Genomic DNA, 15,727 nt, shown 5'->3' with positions numbered 1-15,727 from the left:
GGTCAGCGCGGCGAGGGAGCCGGGCGCGCTGGACGGCGCCGCGCCATCGGCGGCCGGAAGGTCCCATCGGAATCCCCAGGCCTGGACCTTCGCGGCGATCAGCTCGATCGGCAGGACGCGGACGGTGGTGCTGTCCGGCCGGCCTTGACCGCGCGGCGCGCCGTTGGACGGCGCCGGCCCGACCAGCATGCCGGCGACGCCCTTCTCAGTCAGGATCGCGGCGCCGGCCGCACCGGGGGAGGCGTCCAGGCCGTCGAAGGTGAGCCAGCCGGCGGCGTCGCGCACGGCGTAGCGCCCGGGCGCGGCCGGCGGCTCCCACTGGCCGGGCCGGCCGTCCTGCCAGGCCAGGGTGCCCGGCAGCAGCAACTGCGTGTCGGCGACCGGCACCGGCCGGAACAGCGCCGTGGTGGGTTTCGCCACCAGCAGCACCGCAAGATCGCCTTGCGCCGGCGGCAGGCGCTGCTCCAGCAATTCGGCCTGCAGGCTGACCCCGAGATTGCCGTAGGGGACGATCACCGGCGGCCGGGCGCGCAGGTCCGGCTGGGCGGGATCGCGCACCAGGCGATCGGCGGTGACGATGACCAGGACCGGGGTGCCCTGGGCGTTGGTGCCCTCGCCGACGACGAAGCCGTAGCCGGTCTCGCCGGCGCCGCCGGCCGTCTGGCGCCCGGTGACCCGGACCATGCGGTCGAGGAAAGCCTGGGCGTGCTGCTGGCCCTGGAGGGTCAGCTGGGGGGCGGGCTGGGCCGGCGCCGGCCGCGGCGCGATGACGACGCCGGCAAGCACCAGGATGATCGGCAGCAGGAATGCGCGCGCACGTCGAAGCAGCATGGGAAGACCTCAGCCGAGCGCGGCAGGACCGCCGCTGCCGTTCCATTTTCGTTATCGTGGCCAGATCCGGAAGGCAAACGCAAAGATTGAGCATTCGGGGCCATAATGCGCGGCCGCCCGGCGTGTTGTTCAGGATTTGGAAGCATTATACGGTGCAAGAATCCAAGGATCGGCAATGTTGATTACACGGGTGGGCTGACGGAAGTGTTTCGGATTCACATCGGTTCCAGGGCGGATGGCGACGGCGCATCCGGCCGTGCGGCGAATGGCACGTATCGCGGCATCGGCGGCGACGTGATGCGGCATGCGGCCGGTGCGGGACGATCGTCGTCCCATGCGATCGCCTGAGCGTTGCCGCGATGAGTTTCACAGGCAACCTGGATCGTTGTGACGGCACGCTGGTCGCGGGATGGGCGTTGTTTCGCGACGACCCCACCCGGCGCGTGCAGCTTGAGGTATACTCCGGCGATCGTCTGCTCGGTCATTGCGTGGCTGACGCGTTTCGCCAGGACCTTCTCGATGCGGGCCTGGGCGATGGCCACTGCGCGTTCCGTTTCGCGCCCCCGCCCGGATTGCCGGAAGCGGCGGTGGCGGCGCTGACGATCAAGGCGTCCGGCGCGGGCTACATGTTCCGGTTCGGGGCGCAGCGGCCGATGGTCGACACGCCGGCGGCGGAGTTGTACCGGCCGGGTGCGGCGAACGAGCGGCCCGCCCGCAAGCGGTTCCGGACATGCATTCTGCATATCGGCACCGAGAAGACGGGCACCACGACGCTGCAGACCTTCTTCAGCGCCAACCGGGAGATCTTCCAGCGCAGCGGCTGGTTCATCCCGCAGACCTTGGCCCCGCACGCCGCGCAGAACGTGCTCAACCACATCCACCTGGCGACGCTCGCCATGGACGACCTGAACTTCCATGACGAGATGCGGCGCGCCGTCGGCGTGCATGATGCGGCAACGCTGAGGACCTATCGCCGGGACCTGTTCCAGCGGCTGGAGGCGGAGATCGCGGCCATTCCGGCGGAGTGCGACCGGATCATCCTGTCGAACGAGCATTGCCACAGCCGGCTGACCGGGCCGCACGAAATCAGCCATCTGAAGGCGTTCCTCGACCTGTTCTGCGACGAGTACCAGGTCATCGCCTATCTGCGGCCGCAGCATGAGCTGGCGATGAGCCAGTACGGGATGATCGTGCTGAACGGGCGGTCCAACATCGACATGTTCCCGCCGTTCCCGCCGCCGCCGGGCTATGCCAAGCGGGTCTACACGAACCGGGACTATTTCGACTACCGCAAGCTGCTGGACAACTGGGCCCGGGTGTTCGGCGCGGCGGCGATGCAGCCGCGGGTGTTCGAACGGCGGCAGCTGATCAAAGGCAATATCATCGACGACTTCCTGTCCGGGTTCACGCTGGCCGAGGGCAAGCTGGTCTATCCGCAGGCGCGCAATACCAACGTGTCCGCCGCCGCCCAGAAGTTTCTCATCGGCTTCTACGAGGCGCTGGGGGACGAGCCGCGTCCGGGGACCGACGTGGTCCGCGAGGGCGTGCGCAACGCCTTGCAGGAGCGGTTCCCCGGCTCCGGCATCCTGCCGGCGCGTGGCGATGCCGAGGCGTTCCTCGGGCGTTTCGCGGAGTCCAACGAGGCGGTCCGCGCCCGCTGGTTCCCGGGGCAGCCGAGCCTGTTCAGCGCCGACTTCTCCAGATATCCGGAAATCCCGGACTCCGATGCCCTGTCGGAGAGCGATCTTTATTCCATCTTCATCGAAGTCTTCTTCACCTACCCCAATTACCTGCGCAACCGCATGCAGGCCGACGCGAAGCGGACGATCCCCGCTTCGGCCGCGGACGCCGCCGCGACCTGAGCGCCGGCGCCGCTGTCGCTCAGGTCCGGGCGACGGCGACCGGGGCCGGCCGGCGCACCGCCATGATGGCGAGCGCGGCCAGCAGGCACGCCACCCCCGCGGCGATGAAGGCCGGCAGGTAGCTGGCCAGGGCGTCGCGGCTGACGCCCGCACCCAGGGCCGCGGTGGCGGCGCCGAGCTGGTGGGCGGTGAAGATCCAGCCGAACACCAACGGCGCCCGCTCCCGCCCGAAGGTGCTGGCGGTAAGCTTGATGGTCGGCGGCACGGTGGCCACCCAGTCGAGCCCGTAGAACACCGCGAACACCGACAGGCCGTAGAGGCTGAAGGTGGAGTAGGGCAGGAACAGCAGGCTGATGCCACGCAGGCCATAGTACCAGAACAGCAGCCAGCGGTTGTCGTAGCGGTCCGACAGCCAGCCGGAGAGGATGGTGCCGACGAAGTCGAACGCCCCCATCATCGCCAGCACGCCGGCGGCCTCGACATTCGGCATGCCGAAATCCAGGCACAGCGGGATGAAATGGTGCTGGACGATGCCGTTGGTGGACAGGCCGCAGACGAAAAACGTGAAGAACAGGACCCAGAACACCCGCGTGCCGGAGGCCTGGGCCAGGGTCGACAGGCTGAGGCGCACGGCGCCGCCGGCGGCATTGCGGTCCGGTGGCGCCGTCACCCTGGTCTCGCCGTAGGCGGGCAGGCCGAGTTCACCCGGGTGGTCGCGGGCCAGCAGCAGCACCAGCGCCAGGCAAACGAGGCAGGCGAGCGCCGCTGGGGCGAGCGCCATCCGCCAGCCGTAATGGTCGGACAGCCAGGCCGCGGCCGGCAGGAAGATCAACTGCCCGGTGGCGCTGCTGGCGGTCAGCAACCCCAGCACCAGGCCGCGCCGGGCCACGAACCAGCGGTTGGCAACGGTGGCGGCCAGCACCATCGCGGTGATGCCGGTGGCGAGCCCCACCAGCACGCCCCAGGTCAGCCAGAGATGCCACAACGCGTCCATGCGGGTGGCGAGCGCGAGGCCGGCGAAGATCATCGCCAGCGCCGCCCCCACGGTCCGGCGCAGCCCGTAGCGCAGCATCAGCGCGGCGGCAAAGGGGCCGACCAGGCCGAACAGCAGCAGACGCAGCGCCAGGGCGCCGGAAATGGAGGAGGCGTCCCAGCCGAACTCGGTGCGCAGCGGCACCAGCAGCACGCCGGGCATGCCCATGGCCGCCGAGGTGGACAGCATGGTCAGGAAGGTCAGTGCCACCATCGCCCAGCCATAATGGATACCGCGACGCGCCAGGGCCGGGGCCAGAATGGTGGCGAGCATGACGAATCCTTTCAGGCGTCCGCGGCCGCGCGGGCCATGGTCGCCGCCGCCTGCAAGGCGGCGCGGGAGCGTTCGGGGTCATTGGCGCAGGCCCGCGCCAGGATCAGGCCGCCGGCCAGGGCCGACAGCATGGCCAGCGCCGCCCGGGCGGGGGCGGCGGGGTCCAGATCGGGGCGGTGGGCCGCGATCTCTTCTTCCAGCACGCCGGCGAGCGCGCCGATGCCCGCGTCGAGCGCCGCGCGCAGCGGCGGCTCGGCACGGGCGATCTCGGGGCCGAGGGCGGGCAGGGCGCAGCCATCCTCGGGCTGGTCGCGATGCCGCTCGGTCAGGTAGCCGTCGATGATGGCCGCCAGCGGGTCGGCGCCAGCGGCGCGGGCCCGGGCGGCGCGGGCGCGCCAGAGCACCGCGCCGTCCTGCAGCGAGCGCCGGCAGGCTTCGGCGGCCAGGGCGGTCTTGCTGGCGAAATGGCCGTAGAAGGCGCCGTGGGTGAGGCCGGCCGCGCGGGTGATCTCGGCCACGCCGACGCCGCCGATGCCGTCGCGGCGGAACAGCCGCCCGGCCTGTTTCAGGATGGCGGCGCGGTGGGCGGCCTGTGTCTTCCGGTCGACGCGCATGGTTTACATGATGATCATCATCTAAAGCAGATGCAAGCGGCACGTGGCCCGGTCGTTTGGGGAGGAGCGTCATTGCGCCGGGCGTTGCGGGGTGGTTACTGTTCGTCACCCCAACGGCGTGCAGCCGTACGGAATGAACCCCGGGAGGAACGACGGGAATGGCACAAGGGATCAGGCGTCCGCTTGCCGCCGCCATGCTGGGGGCCGGTGTGCTGGCCGGGGGGCTGCTTGCGGCGGCGCCCGCGCGCGCCTTCGACGGCTGGCACCTGGTGCAGGCCACCACCATCCCGGGCAAGGGCTCGGCCTGGGACTACGTGGCGCTGGACGCGCCGCGCGGCCACCTGTTCATCGGCCACCGCAAGGAAGGATTGCAGGTCTTCGACATCGCCACCGGCAAGGTGGTGAAGGTGATCGACAAGACCCAGGCGGCCAGCTCCAACGGCGCGACCCTGATGCCCGAGTTCGACCTCGGCATTTCCAACAACGAGGACGGCACGATCATTCCGTTCAGCCTGTCCACGCTGGAGGCGCGCGCGCCGGTCAAGCTGGGTGAGGAGCTCGACACCAGCCACTACGACGCGGGGAACAAGCGCGTGGTCGTGAACATGGCGGCCGGCAAGGACGGCACCGACGCAGTGGTGCTGGAGGCGCCGTCGCTGCAGGTGCTGGGCACGATCAAGCTGCCGTCGCGCAAGATCGAGGGTGCCGATTCCGACGGCAAGGGCGCGTTCTTCATCGCCTCGCGCGACATGGACAAGGTGTTCCGGGTGGACACCAGGACGATGCAGGTGACGGCGGACTGGCCGACGCCCGGCTGCGCCCAGACCAACAGCCTGACCGTGGACGCCGCCCATGACCGCATCCTGCTGGGCTGTCGCGGCAGCGACACGGTGAAGCCGTCCTTCGCCGTGATGGACGCGCGGACCGGCAAGGTGATCTACACCGGCGAGATCGGCGGCGGGAACGACAGCATCGTCTACGATCCCGAGCTCAGGCGCATCTTCCTCGCCAACGGCGTCGGCGCCGTGCTGAACGTGTTCGAGCAGGTGGATGCCGACACCTACAAGCCGGTGGAGACGCTGGGCACGCGCGCCGGCATGCGCACCATGCAGATCGATCCGAAGACCAAGCGGCTCTATTCCGTCGTGGCCGAAGGGGCGGCGGATGCCGGCAAGAAGATCCTGACCTCGGTGTCGCCGTTCTATGCCAACACCTTCTACCCCGACACGTTCACCGTGCTGACCTTCGCGAAGGACTGATATTGATCGGCCGGCCGGTGGCGCGGGCCGGCCGGCTTCGTGCTAGCGTCGCCCATGTTTCGTGGACTCCCGATCCTGATGGCGTTGTTGCTGGCCGGCTGCAGCACGGCGCTGACGCGCCAGACGCGCTACACCGGCACGATGACGCCGTCAGGCGCCTGCGGCAGCGCCGGACAGGCCACGCTGGTGGTGATGGACCGCAAGGCCAATTTCGTGCCGAATGACGGCGCCCTGGTGGTGCCCGGCGATGTGGCGCCGGACGGCACCCTTTCGGGCGGGCTGGAACTGCTCGGCGCCGACCGCAAACCGTTCCCGCTGGCACTGCAAGGGCACGTGGACGCGGATCGTGCCGAGGGCAGCTACACCACGCCGCGCTGCCGCTTCACGCTGGATCTGCGGCGGGTGCCGGTCAGCCTGTTGCCGTAGGTTCCAGGCTCTGGCGCAAGGCGGCGTCGATCCGCGCGGCCGAGAGTGCCGTGCGCACCCAGTCCAGGCCGGCTTCGGCCAGTGCCGTCGCAGCCGCGGTGTTCGCGTGCAGGCGCAGGATAGTGGCGGCGATGGCCTCGGGCGTTGCCGCGACCAGCGGCGACAGGGCCGGCGGCAGATCCATTCCCTCGGCGGCCATGGGCGAACAGACGCAGGGGATGCCGCCGGCGAGGCTGTCCAGCACCTTGCCCTTGAGGCCGGCGCCGAAGCGCAGCGGCGCGGCGGACAGGCGCACCCGGTCCCACACCGTGCCCAGCGACGGCACGTGGCCGAGGGCCGCCACGCGTCCTTCGGGCGCGCGGGCGGCGGCGGCGCGCAGGGAGGCCGGCATGTCGCTGCCGGCCAGCACGCAGGTGATGGAAGGGTCCTCCGCCCAGACCAGCGGCATGATCCGGTCCACCAGCATATGCGCCGCGTCCAGGTTCGGCGGGTGGCCATAGCTGCCGACGAAGGCGACGCCGTTGCGCTCGGCGATCGGCACGGTGGTGGCCCGCACGGCCACGTCCCAGGGCACGAGATGCACGGTCGCCTCGGGAACGTCGTGGCGCAGCAGGTCGGCCTCGAAGCGGGAATGGGTGATCACGGCATCGGCGCCCAGCACGGCCAGCAGCTCAGCGGTGCGCAAGCCCGCGGCGGCGTCCGACAGCGCCGCATCCTCGGCGGGCAGGCCGGCTTCCACCGCCTCGCGGCGGGCCAGGCGCAGGAAGTGCAGGTCGGCCAGGCAATACAGCAGGCGGGCCTGCGGGCACCAGCGCCGCACCAGGGCGCCGTAGCGCTGCACGACGGCGAAGCGGTGCAGGTAGGCGAGGTCGAGCCCCGGCCCCAGCCGGCGCAGCACCTCCTCCACCGCGCCGACCCAGGGGGCGTGCCAGCAGGTGATGCCCAGCGCCTCCAGCGCGCGGGTGCGCTCGCCGCCATGCTCCAGGCCGTAGGCGGCGACGAAATCCACCCGGTAGCCCAGCCGCTGCAGCGCCCGCATGTGCGAGATGGCGGCGTTCGATCCGGCGTCGCGGTTCGCGTCGGGGACGGCCTCGTCGATGAACAGGGCCCGGGGGCGCGGGTCCGGGGGGGCAGGCGCCCCGCTCCATCGCGCCACCAAAGCTGCCTGCGGCGCCGGCAGGGCATTGCCGTGGGCGAACAGCAGCGCGGCGGTGCGCTGCGCCAGCAGGGCGATCAGCGCATCGAGCTCGTCCGGGCTGGCGGTGGCGGCGGCGTGGTCCAGGGCCGCGGCGATGGCCTGGCGCGCGGCGTCGCCCGGCGCTTCCTCACCCGCGATGGTAACCGGCGAGCCCCGCAGCTCGGCGCCGTCGGCGGCGCGGCGGATGCGCACCACATGGTCCGCGCCGGCGGAGAGGCCGCGCGGCAGGTGGACCTGGAAGCCGTGGCAGCCATCGCCGATGCCGGCCTTGTGCAAGTCTGGGCGATACCGGCGCGCGGGCAGGGTGCCGGCGGGCTGGTCGTCGATCAGCAGTTCCAGCTCGATCGGGACGCCGGGGATGGACGGGTCGGCGGCCCAGCCGGAAATGCGGTGGCGGTCGGCCTGTTCGAGCATGCCGATCAGGCGGGCGGGCGGGTCAGCCATGGGCGCGGGTGTGCTGCATGCGTCCGGGACTGTCGGTGAAACGACGATTCACGGCAAGCCGGCCTTCCGGCCCTGCATGCCCGCGATCGTCAGCAGGCCCGCGTTCCAGACGACGCAGATCGCCAGGGCCAGCAGCAGCGACCACAGCGAGCCGAGGCCGACGGCGGTCTGGTTGAGCACGGCCACCGCCACGGCGTTGCCCATCAGGCCGGGCAAGGTGTTGGCGAGCACGGTTGCCGTGCCGGGGCCGCCGAGGCGGGGATAGAGCAGCAGGCCGAGGCTGCCCAGCACCACCGGCGCCAGGGCGGCGATGCCGGCGGCGGCCGGGCCGAGGACCCGGCCGATCACCAGCACGGCGCCGACCAGGCCCATGGCGGCCAGCGCCCGCACCGGAATGTCCCAATGGCGGCTGGCCGCGCGCAGGGCGGGCGGCGCGGCGCGGGCGGCGCGGGTCAGGCTGTAGCAGGCGGCGAACACCAGCACGTCCAGCGCCAACGCGAAGGGGAGTGTCGTGGCGGCTGGCCGGACGATGGCGACGGCGAGTCCCCAGGCCAGGAACGCGCTGCCCAGCGTGACCGCCAGGCCGTGCCGGCGGCGGGCCAGGAGCGTGTAGGTGGTGACGAAGACGGCGGTGGCCGCGAGGGCCGCGAGGCTGCCGAGCGCGCTCGCCGCCACGAAGGCCGGGCCGTGCTCCATGGCCAGGAAGACGTAGGCGGGGCCGGCCGAGACCGGCAGCGTGGCAATCATTGCGCCGGCCAGTGGCCCCGTGCGCTCGACCAGCAGGCAGGCCAGCACCACCACGCCGGCGGCCGCTGCCATTCTGATCGCGAGGCCGGTCCAGATCGGGTCGAGCATGGGCTGGTGGTGCCGGGTTCAGGGATTCGGCGCAACCCCCGCGCCGGCGCCGCGGGGCTCCAGAATCCGGCGAGCCTTTGCAGAAACGCCACGATCCGCCTACGCTGCAAAGCAGCCGCGCGTCCGGCGCGGTGATGAAACGCGCGAGGAAAAGGTTCATGAACACGAGGATTCTGTTCGCCGGCGCTGCGTCGCTGGCGGCGGCCCTGGCGTTGGCGGTGACGCCGGCGCAGGCGCAGATTCGCATCGCATCAGTGGGGCCGATGACCGGCAACTACGCCAGCTTCGGCCAGCAGTTGAAGGCCGGCGCCGAGCTTGCGGTGGAGAACATCAATGCCGCCGGCGGCGTGCTCGGCCAGAAGCTGGTGCTGCAGATCGGCGACGACGCCTGCGACCCGAAGCAGGCGACCTCGGTGGCCAACCAGCTCGCCAACGACAAGGTGGTGTTCGTGGCCGGGCATTTCTGCTCGTCCAGCTCGATCCCGGCCAGCAAGGTCTACACGGAAGAAGGCATCCTGCAGATCACGCCGGCCTCGACCAACCCGAAATTCACCGACGAAGGCAGCTGGAACACCTTCCGCACCTGCGGGCGTGACGACCAGCAGGGCGGGGTTGCCGGCGCCTACCTGGCGAAGGAATACAAGAACCGGAAGGTCGCGATCCTGCACGACAACTCCGCCTACGGTAAGGGCCTGGCCGACGAGACGAAGAAGGCCATGAACGCCGCCGGGATGAAGGAGACGATGTATGCCGCCTACGTGCCGGGCGAGAAGGACTACTCCTCGCTGGTCAGCCGGCTGAAAGGGGCGGGCGTCGACGTCGTCTATGTCGGCGGCTACCACACCGAGACCGGACTCATCATGCGTCAGGCCAAGGAGCAGGGCATGAACCTGACGGTGATCGGCGGCGACGCGCTGGTGACCAACGAGTTCTGGCAGATCGCCGGGGCGGCGGGCGAGGGCGCGATCATGACCTTCCCGTCCGATCCGCGCCGGCGCGCGACGGCCGCCGCGGTGGTGAAGCAGTTCCGCGACAAGGGCATCGATCCGGAGGGCTATGTCCTCTACACCTATGCCGCCGTGCAGGAATGGGCCGAGGCCGCGAACAAGGCGGGCACGACCGATCCGAAGAAGGTCGCCGCCACGCTGAAGTCCGGCACCTGGAACACGGTGCTGGGCCCGATCTCCTACGACAAGAAGGGTGACGTCACCGTTTCCGACTACGTGTTCTACATCTGGCACAACGGCGCCTATTCCGAGATGTAATCGGCGCGCTGCGCAGACAGGAAAGGCCCGGGGTGACCCGGGCCTTTTTCGTGTGCGGCGCCATCCCAGCGGCCATGAAGAATGACCGCTGGTACGAGTCGTCATTTTGCGCGCCGCCGCACACCAACCCGGCGCGCGATACCAACGGCCCTTGACGATGGAAGGGGCATCGTCAAGGGCCGTTGGTATCAGGCGGCGGCGGGCGGGCGGGCGGCGGCGGCCAGCTCGATCAGCCGGGCCCAGCGGGCCGTCGAATGCAGGTGGGCGTAGAGCGCGCCGAGCCAGCCGCGGCGGCGCCAGTCGAGGAAGGTCTCGTCGCTGACCTGGTCGAGCCGGTCCGCGCGCAGGATCTTGAAGCCGCGGATGCGCGTGCTGCCGCCGGAGGTGAAGTTCACGGTGGCTTCCTCCTCCTCCAGCAGACCCTGGGCGTCCAGGGCGCGGGCGAAGGCGGCGGCGGCGGCCATGTTGTCGCGGAAGGTCGAGCAGAAGGCGATGGCCTCGTTCAGCGCGGCGGTCGGCTTGTCGTCCTCGAACAGCGGCGCGCCGCTGTCGGTGCTGAGGCAGGCGGCGTCGGGCTCCATGCCGACATAGACGGTCTTGGTGGAGGCATCCTCGACGAAGATGAACGGGAAGGCCCGGACATAGGCCGGGATGTAGGCGCCCTGCCGCCACGTCGCGCCGTCGGGCAGGAGGAACAGGTTGCTGGCCTCGGCGAGCCCGAGCAGCGCCACCGGCGTGGGGTTCGGGCCGGTGGTGAACAGGATCGGGTAATGCTGGGACGCGGCCTCGAACTCGCCGAGGCCCAGCGGCACCGACTGGGCCTGGGCGCTGAAGCCGTAGCCCGCGCTGCGGTCGAGGCGCAGGCCCGCATGCAGGTTCGGGTTGACGCCCACGACGCGCTTGAAGAACAGCGGCAGGACGGGGGCGGTCTGGGCGTCGGACATCACTGGCCTCCCTGGTCGGATGCATGGCGGCGGCGGGTCTGCGCCTGTCGCCGGGCAATCTGCATGAGCCGCGCGGGCCCGTCGAGCCCGGGGCGCCTCCGGGCCGGCATCATTGCGGATCGAGGCGGGCCAGCCGGGCCAGCTCCGTGCGGCGCGCAGGCGGGACGAAATAGAAGACGAAAACATAGGGGTCCGACGCCTCGAAGCTGGCCGGCGAGGGCGAGGCGCGCTGCATGGCGGCGGGGTCGAAGCCGGAAATGGATCGCCAACGGCCCGCCAGCTCGTAGAAGCCGAGATAGCCGAGCTCCGACAGCAAGGCCGGCACGGCGGTGGTGCTGCCAGGGCGGTGGCGCTCCTCGATCTCCACCGAGAGGACCGGCTGGCAGCGGCGCAGCAGGTCGGCGCCGCCGCGCAACACGTCCTCCTCCGCGCCTTCGGCGTCGAGCTTGATGGCGGTGACGCCGGCGAGGGCGAGGTCGTCCAGCCGCGCCAGCGGGACCGTGAAATGCTGCACGGCGTCGATGCGCGGATCGGCGCGGCGCATGGCTTCGTAGTCTTTCACCATCGACGCCCATTGCTCCTGCGCCACGCCGCCGACCACCGGCACATCCAGCGCGATCGACCCGGCGGTGTCGCCCAGGGCCGTCTGCCGCAGGTCGACATGCGGCGGGATGGCGCCGTAGCGGGCGCGCACCGCCTGTTCCAGCCGCATGAAGGCGGGGGGCAGGGGCTCGAAGGCGATGACGCGCAGGCCCGGCAGTTCGGCGAAAGGCAGGGTCAGCGCGCCGGTATGGGCGCCGATGTCGAGGATGGTGCCGGGGCGGGCCAGCGCGCGATGGAAGGCGAGTTCATCCACGCAGCGCGCGCTCCAGCAGGTCCAGGGCAGCGGCGGCGAAGGCGCGCATGTTGGCGGTGCGGTCGGGGCTGCCGGTCTCCAGGGTGAGTGCCGCCTCGTTCGGCCCCGCGATGGCCAGGCAGGCGTGGCCGGCGGCGTCGCCGTAGCGGTTGCCGGTGGGGCCGGTCGCTCCGGTTTCGGCGATGCCCCAGGTGGCGCCGAACCGGCTGCGCACGCTCTGGGCCAGCAGCAGCGCATAGGGCTCGGTGGACGGGCGGATGCCGTCGAGTGCCGCGTCCGGGATGTCGAGCAGGAGGCGCCGGGACTGGCGCGTATAGACGACGGCGCCGCCGAGGAAATAGGCGGAGGCGCCCGGCACCGCGAGCAGGGCGGCCGAGATCAGGCCGCCCGCGGAGGACTCCGCGACCGCCAGCGTGGCGCCGGCCGCCTTCAGCAATTCGCCGGCGCGGATGGCCGGGACGAGCAGCGTTTCCATGGGGGCGGTTCTTCTCCGCGGTTGATGCGATTCGACGCGAACATCGGCCGCTTCGGTGCGACGCCGCAAGTGCGCCCGATCATTCCGGCAGCCGGGTGGCCTTGCCGTCCTTCGGCCGGGGCTCCGCGGCGTCGAGGCGGCGCACATGGGCGTAGAGCTTGCGCAGGCAGTTGCGCAGGGCCGCCCATTCGTCGGCACTGAGCCCTGCGGCCAGTTGCGCCTCCAGCGTCCGGGCCAGGGGCACGATGTCCTGGTGCATATGGCGGCCTTTGCGCGTCAGCCGCAGCAGGCGGGCGCGGCCGTCCTGCGGATCCGGGCCCTGCTCGGCCAGCCCGGCGGCGACCAGGCTGGCGACGGCGCGGCTGACCTTCACCTTGTCCATCTCCGCGCGCTCGGCCACGGCGCCGGGCGAGATCGTGCCGAAACGGCCGACCATCGCCATCACGCGCCATTCCGCGATCGACAGGCCGAACGCCTCGGAATAGCGGCGCGCGAACAGGCGGGACGCGCGATTGGCGGCCACCGACAGCTCGTAGGGCAGGAACTCCTCCAGCAGGAACGGCTCGTCCGCCGGTGGGGTGTCGGTGCTTGATTTTGGTTGCATTTGTAATTAACCCGTCAGTCCAGACCGCACAGCATACGGTCGGACGACAGGTGGTGGGAACGGCCCGCGCGCGGCGGCGGTCCGTGCTAGAAACGCCCACCGGGGTGAAATTCCAGGATGGGAGTGAGCGCATGGCCGGCTTCGCCTCAACCAATGACCTCGCGGAGAAGCAGGTCTCGTTCGATGAGCTCGGGCCGGGGCTGTATGCCTATACCGCCGAGGGCGACCCGAATTCCGGCGTGATCGTGGGGCCGGACGGCGTGGTGGTGGTGGACGCGCAGGCCACGCCGGCGATGGCGCAGGAAGTGCAGGCGCGCATCGCCACCGTGACCGACCGGAAGGTGCGGCAGGTGGTGCTGTCGCATTACCACGCGGTGCGCGTGCTCGGCGCCTCCGGCTATCCTGCGCATTCCATCATCTGCTCGGACGTGACCCGCGACCTGATCGTCGAGCGCGGGCAGCAGGACATGGACAGCGAGATCGGCCGCTTCCCGCGCCTGTTCCGCGGCCGCGACGGCATTCCCGGGCTGACCTGGCCGACCCAGACCTTCCATGGCCGGATGACGCTGTGGCTGGGCGAGCGCGAGGCGCAGGTGATCCATATCGGGCGCGCGCACACCGCGGGCGACACCATCGTGTGGCTGCCGAAAGAGAAGGTGCTGTTCGCCGGCGACACCGTGGAATTCGGCGCGACCCCCTATTGCGGCGACGCGCATTTCACCGATTGGCCAAGCACCATCCGCAAGCTGCGCGAGCTGGGGGCGGAGAAGATGGTGCCGGGCCGCGGCCGGGCGCTGATGAACGCGAAGGAGGTGGCCGAGGCACTGGACGGCACCGAGGCGTTCACCTCGCGCCTGTTCGCCATCGTGAAGGCGGGCGTGGCGAAAGGCGGCAGCCTGAACGCGATCTATGCCGAGGCGATGGAGAAGATGCGGCCGGCGTTCGGCCATTGGGTCATCTTCGACCATTGCATGCCGTTCAACGTGTCGCGCGCCTATGACGAAGCCGCCGGCCATGACCGCCCGCGCATCTGGACCGCCGAGCGCGACGTCGAGATGTGGAAGGCGCTGGAGAACAAGGCGGCGAAATCGGGCGAAATCGGCGGCTGACCGGCGGCGGGGCGCATGGGCGGCACCTACACTTATCCACGCTACGCTTTCGCGGCGGTGGGCGAGCAGGGGGCGCGCCACCCCGTCGTGGTCGTGGGTGGCGGCATGGTGGGGCTGGCGGTGGCGCTGGACCTCGCGCAACGCGGCCAGTCTGTGGTGGTGCTGGACGACGACGACACGGTCAGCATCGGCTCGCGCGCCATCTGCCATGCCAAGCGGTCGCTGGAAATCTACGGCCGGCTGGGCGTGGGGCCGGCGCTGCTGCGCAAGGGCGTTATCTGGAACGTGGGGAAAGTGTTCTTCCACGATCGCCAAGTCTACGCCTTCGACCTGCTGCCCGAGCCTGGCCACGAATATCCGGCCTTCGTGAACCTGCAGCAGTACTACCTGGAGGAATGGCTGGTCGATGCGTGCCGCGCCTCGGGGCTGGTGGAGCTGCGCTGGAAGAGCCGCGTCGCCGCCGTTGCCAACCGGGCCGACGGCGTGGCGCTGACGGTGGCGACGCCGGCGGGGTCGTATGACCTGCACGCCGACTGGCTGCTGGCCTGCGACGGCGCGCGCAGCTTCGTTCGCGAGAGCCTGGGGCTGCCGTTTGTCGGCAAGGTGTTCCGCGACCGGTTCCTGATCGCCGACGTGGTGATGCAGGCTGCGTTCCCGGCCGAGCGCTGGTTCTGGTTCGATCCGCCGTTCCATCCCGGCGGCTCCGTGCTGCTGCACCGCCAGGCCGACAATGTGTGGCGCATCGATTTCCAGCTCGGCTGGGACGCCGATCCCGAGGCGGAAAAGGACCCGGAGCGCGTCGCCGGCCGGGTGCGCGCGATGCTGGGGCCCGATGTGGAATTCACGCTGGAGTGGATCAGCGTCTATACGTTCCGCTGCCGGCGCCTGGAGAAATTCCGGCACGGACGCACGATCTTCCTGGGCGACGCGGCGCACCAGGTCAGTCCGTTCGGCGCGCGGGGCGGCAATGGCGGCACGCAGGACGCCGACAACCTCGCCTGGAAGCTGGCGGCGGTGCTGCAGGGCGCGGCACCCGAGGCGCTGCTGGACAGCTACGACGCGGAACGGATTCCGGCCGCCGACGAGAACATCCTGAACTCGACCCGCAGCACCGATTTCATCACGCCGAAGAACCATGCCGCGCGCGCCTATCGCGACGCGGCGCTGGAGCTGGCCGAGCACTACGCGTTCGCACGGCCGCTGGTGAATTCCGGACGGCTGTCGCGTCCTGCCGTGCTGCGCGAGTCGCCGCTGAGCACGCCCGACCGCGAGGACTGGCTGGGCGGCCTGCCGCCGGGTGCGCCCGCCGTGGACGCGCCGGTGCGGCGGGACGGCGCCGATGACTGGCTGCTGCACCATCTCGGCGGCAACGCGTTCACGCTGCTGCTGTTCGGCCGGCCCGGCGATTTCCCCGCCGGCGTGCTCGCGCAACTGGGGCAAGGCCGCCTGCCGGTGCGGCCGGTGTTCGTGACGGCCATGGCGGAGGAGGGGGCGCTGCACGATCACCAGGGCCTCGCGGCCGCCCGCTACGACGCGCGCCCCGGCACCGCGATCCTGTTGCGCCCGGACCAGCACGTCGCGGCCCGCTGGCGCGCGTTCGAGGCCGCGGCCGTGGCGCAGGCGCGGCTGGCCGCGCTGGGGTTCGCGGCGGCCGACACGCAACGCATGGCAGGGTGACG

Annotated in this window: 16 protein-coding genes; 6 read left to right on the top strand and 10 right to left on the bottom strand. The window is 70.9% G+C overall.

What is annotated here, in order from left to right; all coding sequences use genetic code 11:
* Both OL599_RS18475 and OL599_RS18470 read right to left on the bottom strand, forming a co-directional pair.
* The coding region (locus OL599_RS18475; RefSeq protein ID WP_264715353.1) for a hypothetical protein at positions 1 to 831 on the bottom strand (831 nt) is incomplete at its 3' end.
* Between the two features lie 215 nt (positions 832 to 1,046).
* Positions 1,047 to 1,373 carry a hypothetical protein gene (locus OL599_RS18470; protein ID WP_264715352.1) on the bottom strand — a complete coding sequence of 109 codons (327 nt, stop codon included), beginning with the start codon at positions 1,371 to 1,373 and terminating at the stop codon, positions 1,047 to 1,049.
* A gap of 45 nt (positions 1,374 to 1,418) precedes the next feature.
* Between OL599_RS18470 and OL599_RS18465 the strand changes: the two genes are divergently transcribed.
* Complete coding sequence (locus OL599_RS18465) at positions 1,419 to 2,693, top strand: hypothetical protein (protein WP_264715351.1); 1,275 nt, start codon at positions 1,419 to 1,421, stop codon at positions 2,691 to 2,693.
* Between the two features lie 19 nt (positions 2,694 to 2,712).
* Here the strand turns inward: OL599_RS18465 and OL599_RS18460 are convergent, their stop codons facing one another.
* On the bottom strand, positions 2,713 to 3,999 hold the full coding sequence (locus OL599_RS18460) for an MFS transporter (protein ID WP_264715350.1): 1,287 nt from the start codon (positions 3,997 to 3,999) through the stop codon (positions 2,713 to 2,715).
* An 11-nt stretch (positions 4,000 to 4,010) separates the two neighbouring features.
* Positions 4,011 to 4,613: a TetR/AcrR family transcriptional regulator gene (locus OL599_RS18455; RefSeq protein ID WP_264715348.1), complete on the bottom strand. Its 603-nt coding sequence runs from the start codon at positions 4,611 to 4,613 to the stop codon at positions 4,011 to 4,013.
* Positions 4,614 to 4,771: 158 nt separating this feature from the next.
* Between OL599_RS18455 and OL599_RS18450 the strand changes: the two genes are divergently transcribed.
* Both OL599_RS18450 and OL599_RS18445 read left to right on the top strand, forming a co-directional pair.
* Positions 4,772 to 5,872, top strand: a complete 1,101-nt coding sequence (locus OL599_RS18450) for a YncE family protein (RefSeq protein WP_264715347.1) — start codon at positions 4,772 to 4,774, stop codon at positions 5,870 to 5,872.
* 54 nt (positions 5,873 to 5,926) lie between these two features.
* Positions 5,927 to 6,298 (top strand): hypothetical protein, encoded by a 372-nt coding sequence (locus OL599_RS18445; protein ID WP_264715346.1) that lies wholly within the window; start codon positions 5,927 to 5,929, stop codon positions 6,296 to 6,298.
* Here the strand turns inward: OL599_RS18445 and OL599_RS18440 are convergent.
* Complete coding sequence (locus OL599_RS18440; protein ID WP_264715345.1) at positions 6,282 to 7,940, bottom strand: glycosyltransferase; 1,659 nt, start codon at positions 7,938 to 7,940, stop codon at positions 6,282 to 6,284. The two genes, OL599_RS18445 and OL599_RS18440, sit on opposite strands and share 17 nt — an antisense overlap.
* 48 nt (positions 7,941 to 7,988) lie before the next feature.
* Positions 7,989 to 8,795 (bottom strand): hypothetical protein, encoded by an 807-nt coding sequence (locus OL599_RS18435; protein ID WP_264715344.1) that lies wholly within the window; start codon positions 8,793 to 8,795, stop codon positions 7,989 to 7,991.
* A gap of 158 nt (positions 8,796 to 8,953) precedes the next feature.
* Here OL599_RS18435 and OL599_RS18430 point away from each other — a divergent pair, with 158 nt between their 5' ends.
* Positions 8,954 to 10,060: a branched-chain amino acid ABC transporter substrate-binding protein gene (locus OL599_RS18430; protein WP_264715343.1), complete on the top strand. Its 1,107-nt coding sequence runs from the start codon at positions 8,954 to 8,956 to the stop codon at positions 10,058 to 10,060.
* Between the two features lie 188 nt (positions 10,061 to 10,248).
* On the opposite strand, the gene OL599_RS18425 is transcribed toward OL599_RS18430, so the two are convergent.
* From OL599_RS18425 to OL599_RS18410, 4 genes are all read right to left on the bottom strand, one after another.
* Positions 10,249 to 11,004 (bottom strand): SapC family protein, encoded by a 756-nt coding sequence (locus tag OL599_RS18425; RefSeq protein WP_264715342.1) that lies wholly within the window; start codon positions 11,002 to 11,004, stop codon positions 10,249 to 10,251.
* A gap of 109 nt (positions 11,005 to 11,113) precedes the next feature.
* Positions 11,114 to 11,860 carry an FkbM family methyltransferase gene (locus tag OL599_RS18420; protein WP_264715340.1) on the bottom strand — a complete coding sequence of 249 codons (747 nt, stop codon included), beginning with the start codon at positions 11,858 to 11,860 and terminating at the stop codon, positions 11,114 to 11,116.
* Positions 11,853 to 12,335, bottom strand: a complete 483-nt coding sequence (locus OL599_RS18415; protein WP_264715339.1) for a CinA family protein — start codon at positions 12,333 to 12,335, stop codon at positions 11,853 to 11,855. Before OL599_RS18415 ends, OL599_RS18420 begins: the two co-directional genes overlap by 8 nt.
* Positions 12,336 to 12,414: 79 nt before the next feature.
* Complete coding sequence (locus OL599_RS18410; protein WP_264715337.1) at positions 12,415 to 12,939, bottom strand: MarR family winged helix-turn-helix transcriptional regulator; 525 nt, start codon at positions 12,937 to 12,939, stop codon at positions 12,415 to 12,417.
* A gap of 131 nt (positions 12,940 to 13,070) precedes the next feature.
* Here OL599_RS18410 and OL599_RS18405 point away from each other — a divergent pair, with 131 nt between their 5' ends.
* Both OL599_RS18405 and OL599_RS18400 read left to right on the top strand, forming a co-directional pair.
* Complete coding sequence (locus OL599_RS18405) at positions 13,071 to 14,048, top strand: MBL fold metallo-hydrolase (protein WP_264715336.1); 978 nt, start codon at positions 13,071 to 13,073, stop codon at positions 14,046 to 14,048.
* Positions 14,049 to 14,063: 15 nt separating this feature from the next.
* Complete coding sequence (locus OL599_RS18400) at positions 14,064 to 15,725, top strand: FAD-dependent oxidoreductase (protein WP_264715335.1); 1,662 nt, start codon at positions 14,064 to 14,066, stop codon at positions 15,723 to 15,725.
* The last annotated feature ends 2 nt before the right edge of the window (positions 15,726 to 15,727 follow it).

Origin of the sequence: Limobrevibacterium gyesilva (assembly GCF_025989185.1) — a bacterium.
Classification (GTDB): domain Bacteria; phylum Pseudomonadota; class Alphaproteobacteria; order Acetobacterales; family Acetobacteraceae; genus Limobrevibacterium; species Limobrevibacterium gyesilva.
The sequence above is the reverse complement of the archived record's forward strand: the minus strand, read 5'-3'. Positions and strand labels throughout refer to the sequence as shown.

Excerpts from the sequence above, each read along its gene's own strand:
- OL599_RS18460 (WP_264715350.1), bottom strand. The coding sequence starts at position 3,999 with ATGCTCGCCACCATTCTGGCCCCGGCCCTGGCGCGTCGCGGTATCCAT.
- OL599_RS18455 (WP_264715348.1), bottom strand. The coding sequence starts at position 4,613 with ATGCGCGTCGACCGGAAGACACAGGCCGCCCACCGCGCCGCCATCCTG.
- OL599_RS18450 (WP_264715347.1), top strand. The coding sequence starts at position 4,772 with ATGGCACAAGGGATCAGGCGTCCGCTTGCCGCCGCCATGCTGGGGGCC.
- OL599_RS18445 (WP_264715346.1), top strand. The coding sequence starts at position 5,927 with ATGTTTCGTGGACTCCCGATCCTGATGGCGTTGTTGCTGGCCGGCTGC.
- OL599_RS18440 (WP_264715345.1), bottom strand. The coding sequence starts at position 7,940 with ATGGCTGACCCGCCCGCCCGCCTGATCGGCATGCTCGAACAGGCCGAC.
- OL599_RS18435 (WP_264715344.1), bottom strand. The coding sequence starts at position 8,795 with ATGCTCGACCCGATCTGGACCGGCCTCGCGATCAGAATGGCAGCGGCC.
- OL599_RS18430 (WP_264715343.1), top strand. The coding sequence starts at position 8,954 with ATGAACACGAGGATTCTGTTCGCCGGCGCTGCGTCGCTGGCGGCGGCC.
- OL599_RS18425 (WP_264715342.1), bottom strand. The coding sequence starts at position 11,004 with ATGTCCGACGCCCAGACCGCCCCCGTCCTGCCGCTGTTCTTCAAGCGC.
- OL599_RS18415 (WP_264715339.1), bottom strand. The coding sequence starts at position 12,335 with ATGGAAACGCTGCTCGTCCCGGCCATCCGCGCCGGCGAATTGCTGAAG.
- OL599_RS18410 (WP_264715337.1), bottom strand. The coding sequence starts at position 12,939 with ATGCAACCAAAATCAAGCACCGACACCCCACCGGCGGACGAGCCGTTC.
- OL599_RS18405 (WP_264715336.1), top strand. The coding sequence starts at position 13,071 with ATGGCCGGCTTCGCCTCAACCAATGACCTCGCGGAGAAGCAGGTCTCG.
- OL599_RS18400 (WP_264715335.1), top strand. The coding sequence starts at position 14,064 with ATGGGCGGCACCTACACTTATCCACGCTACGCTTTCGCGGCGGTGGGC.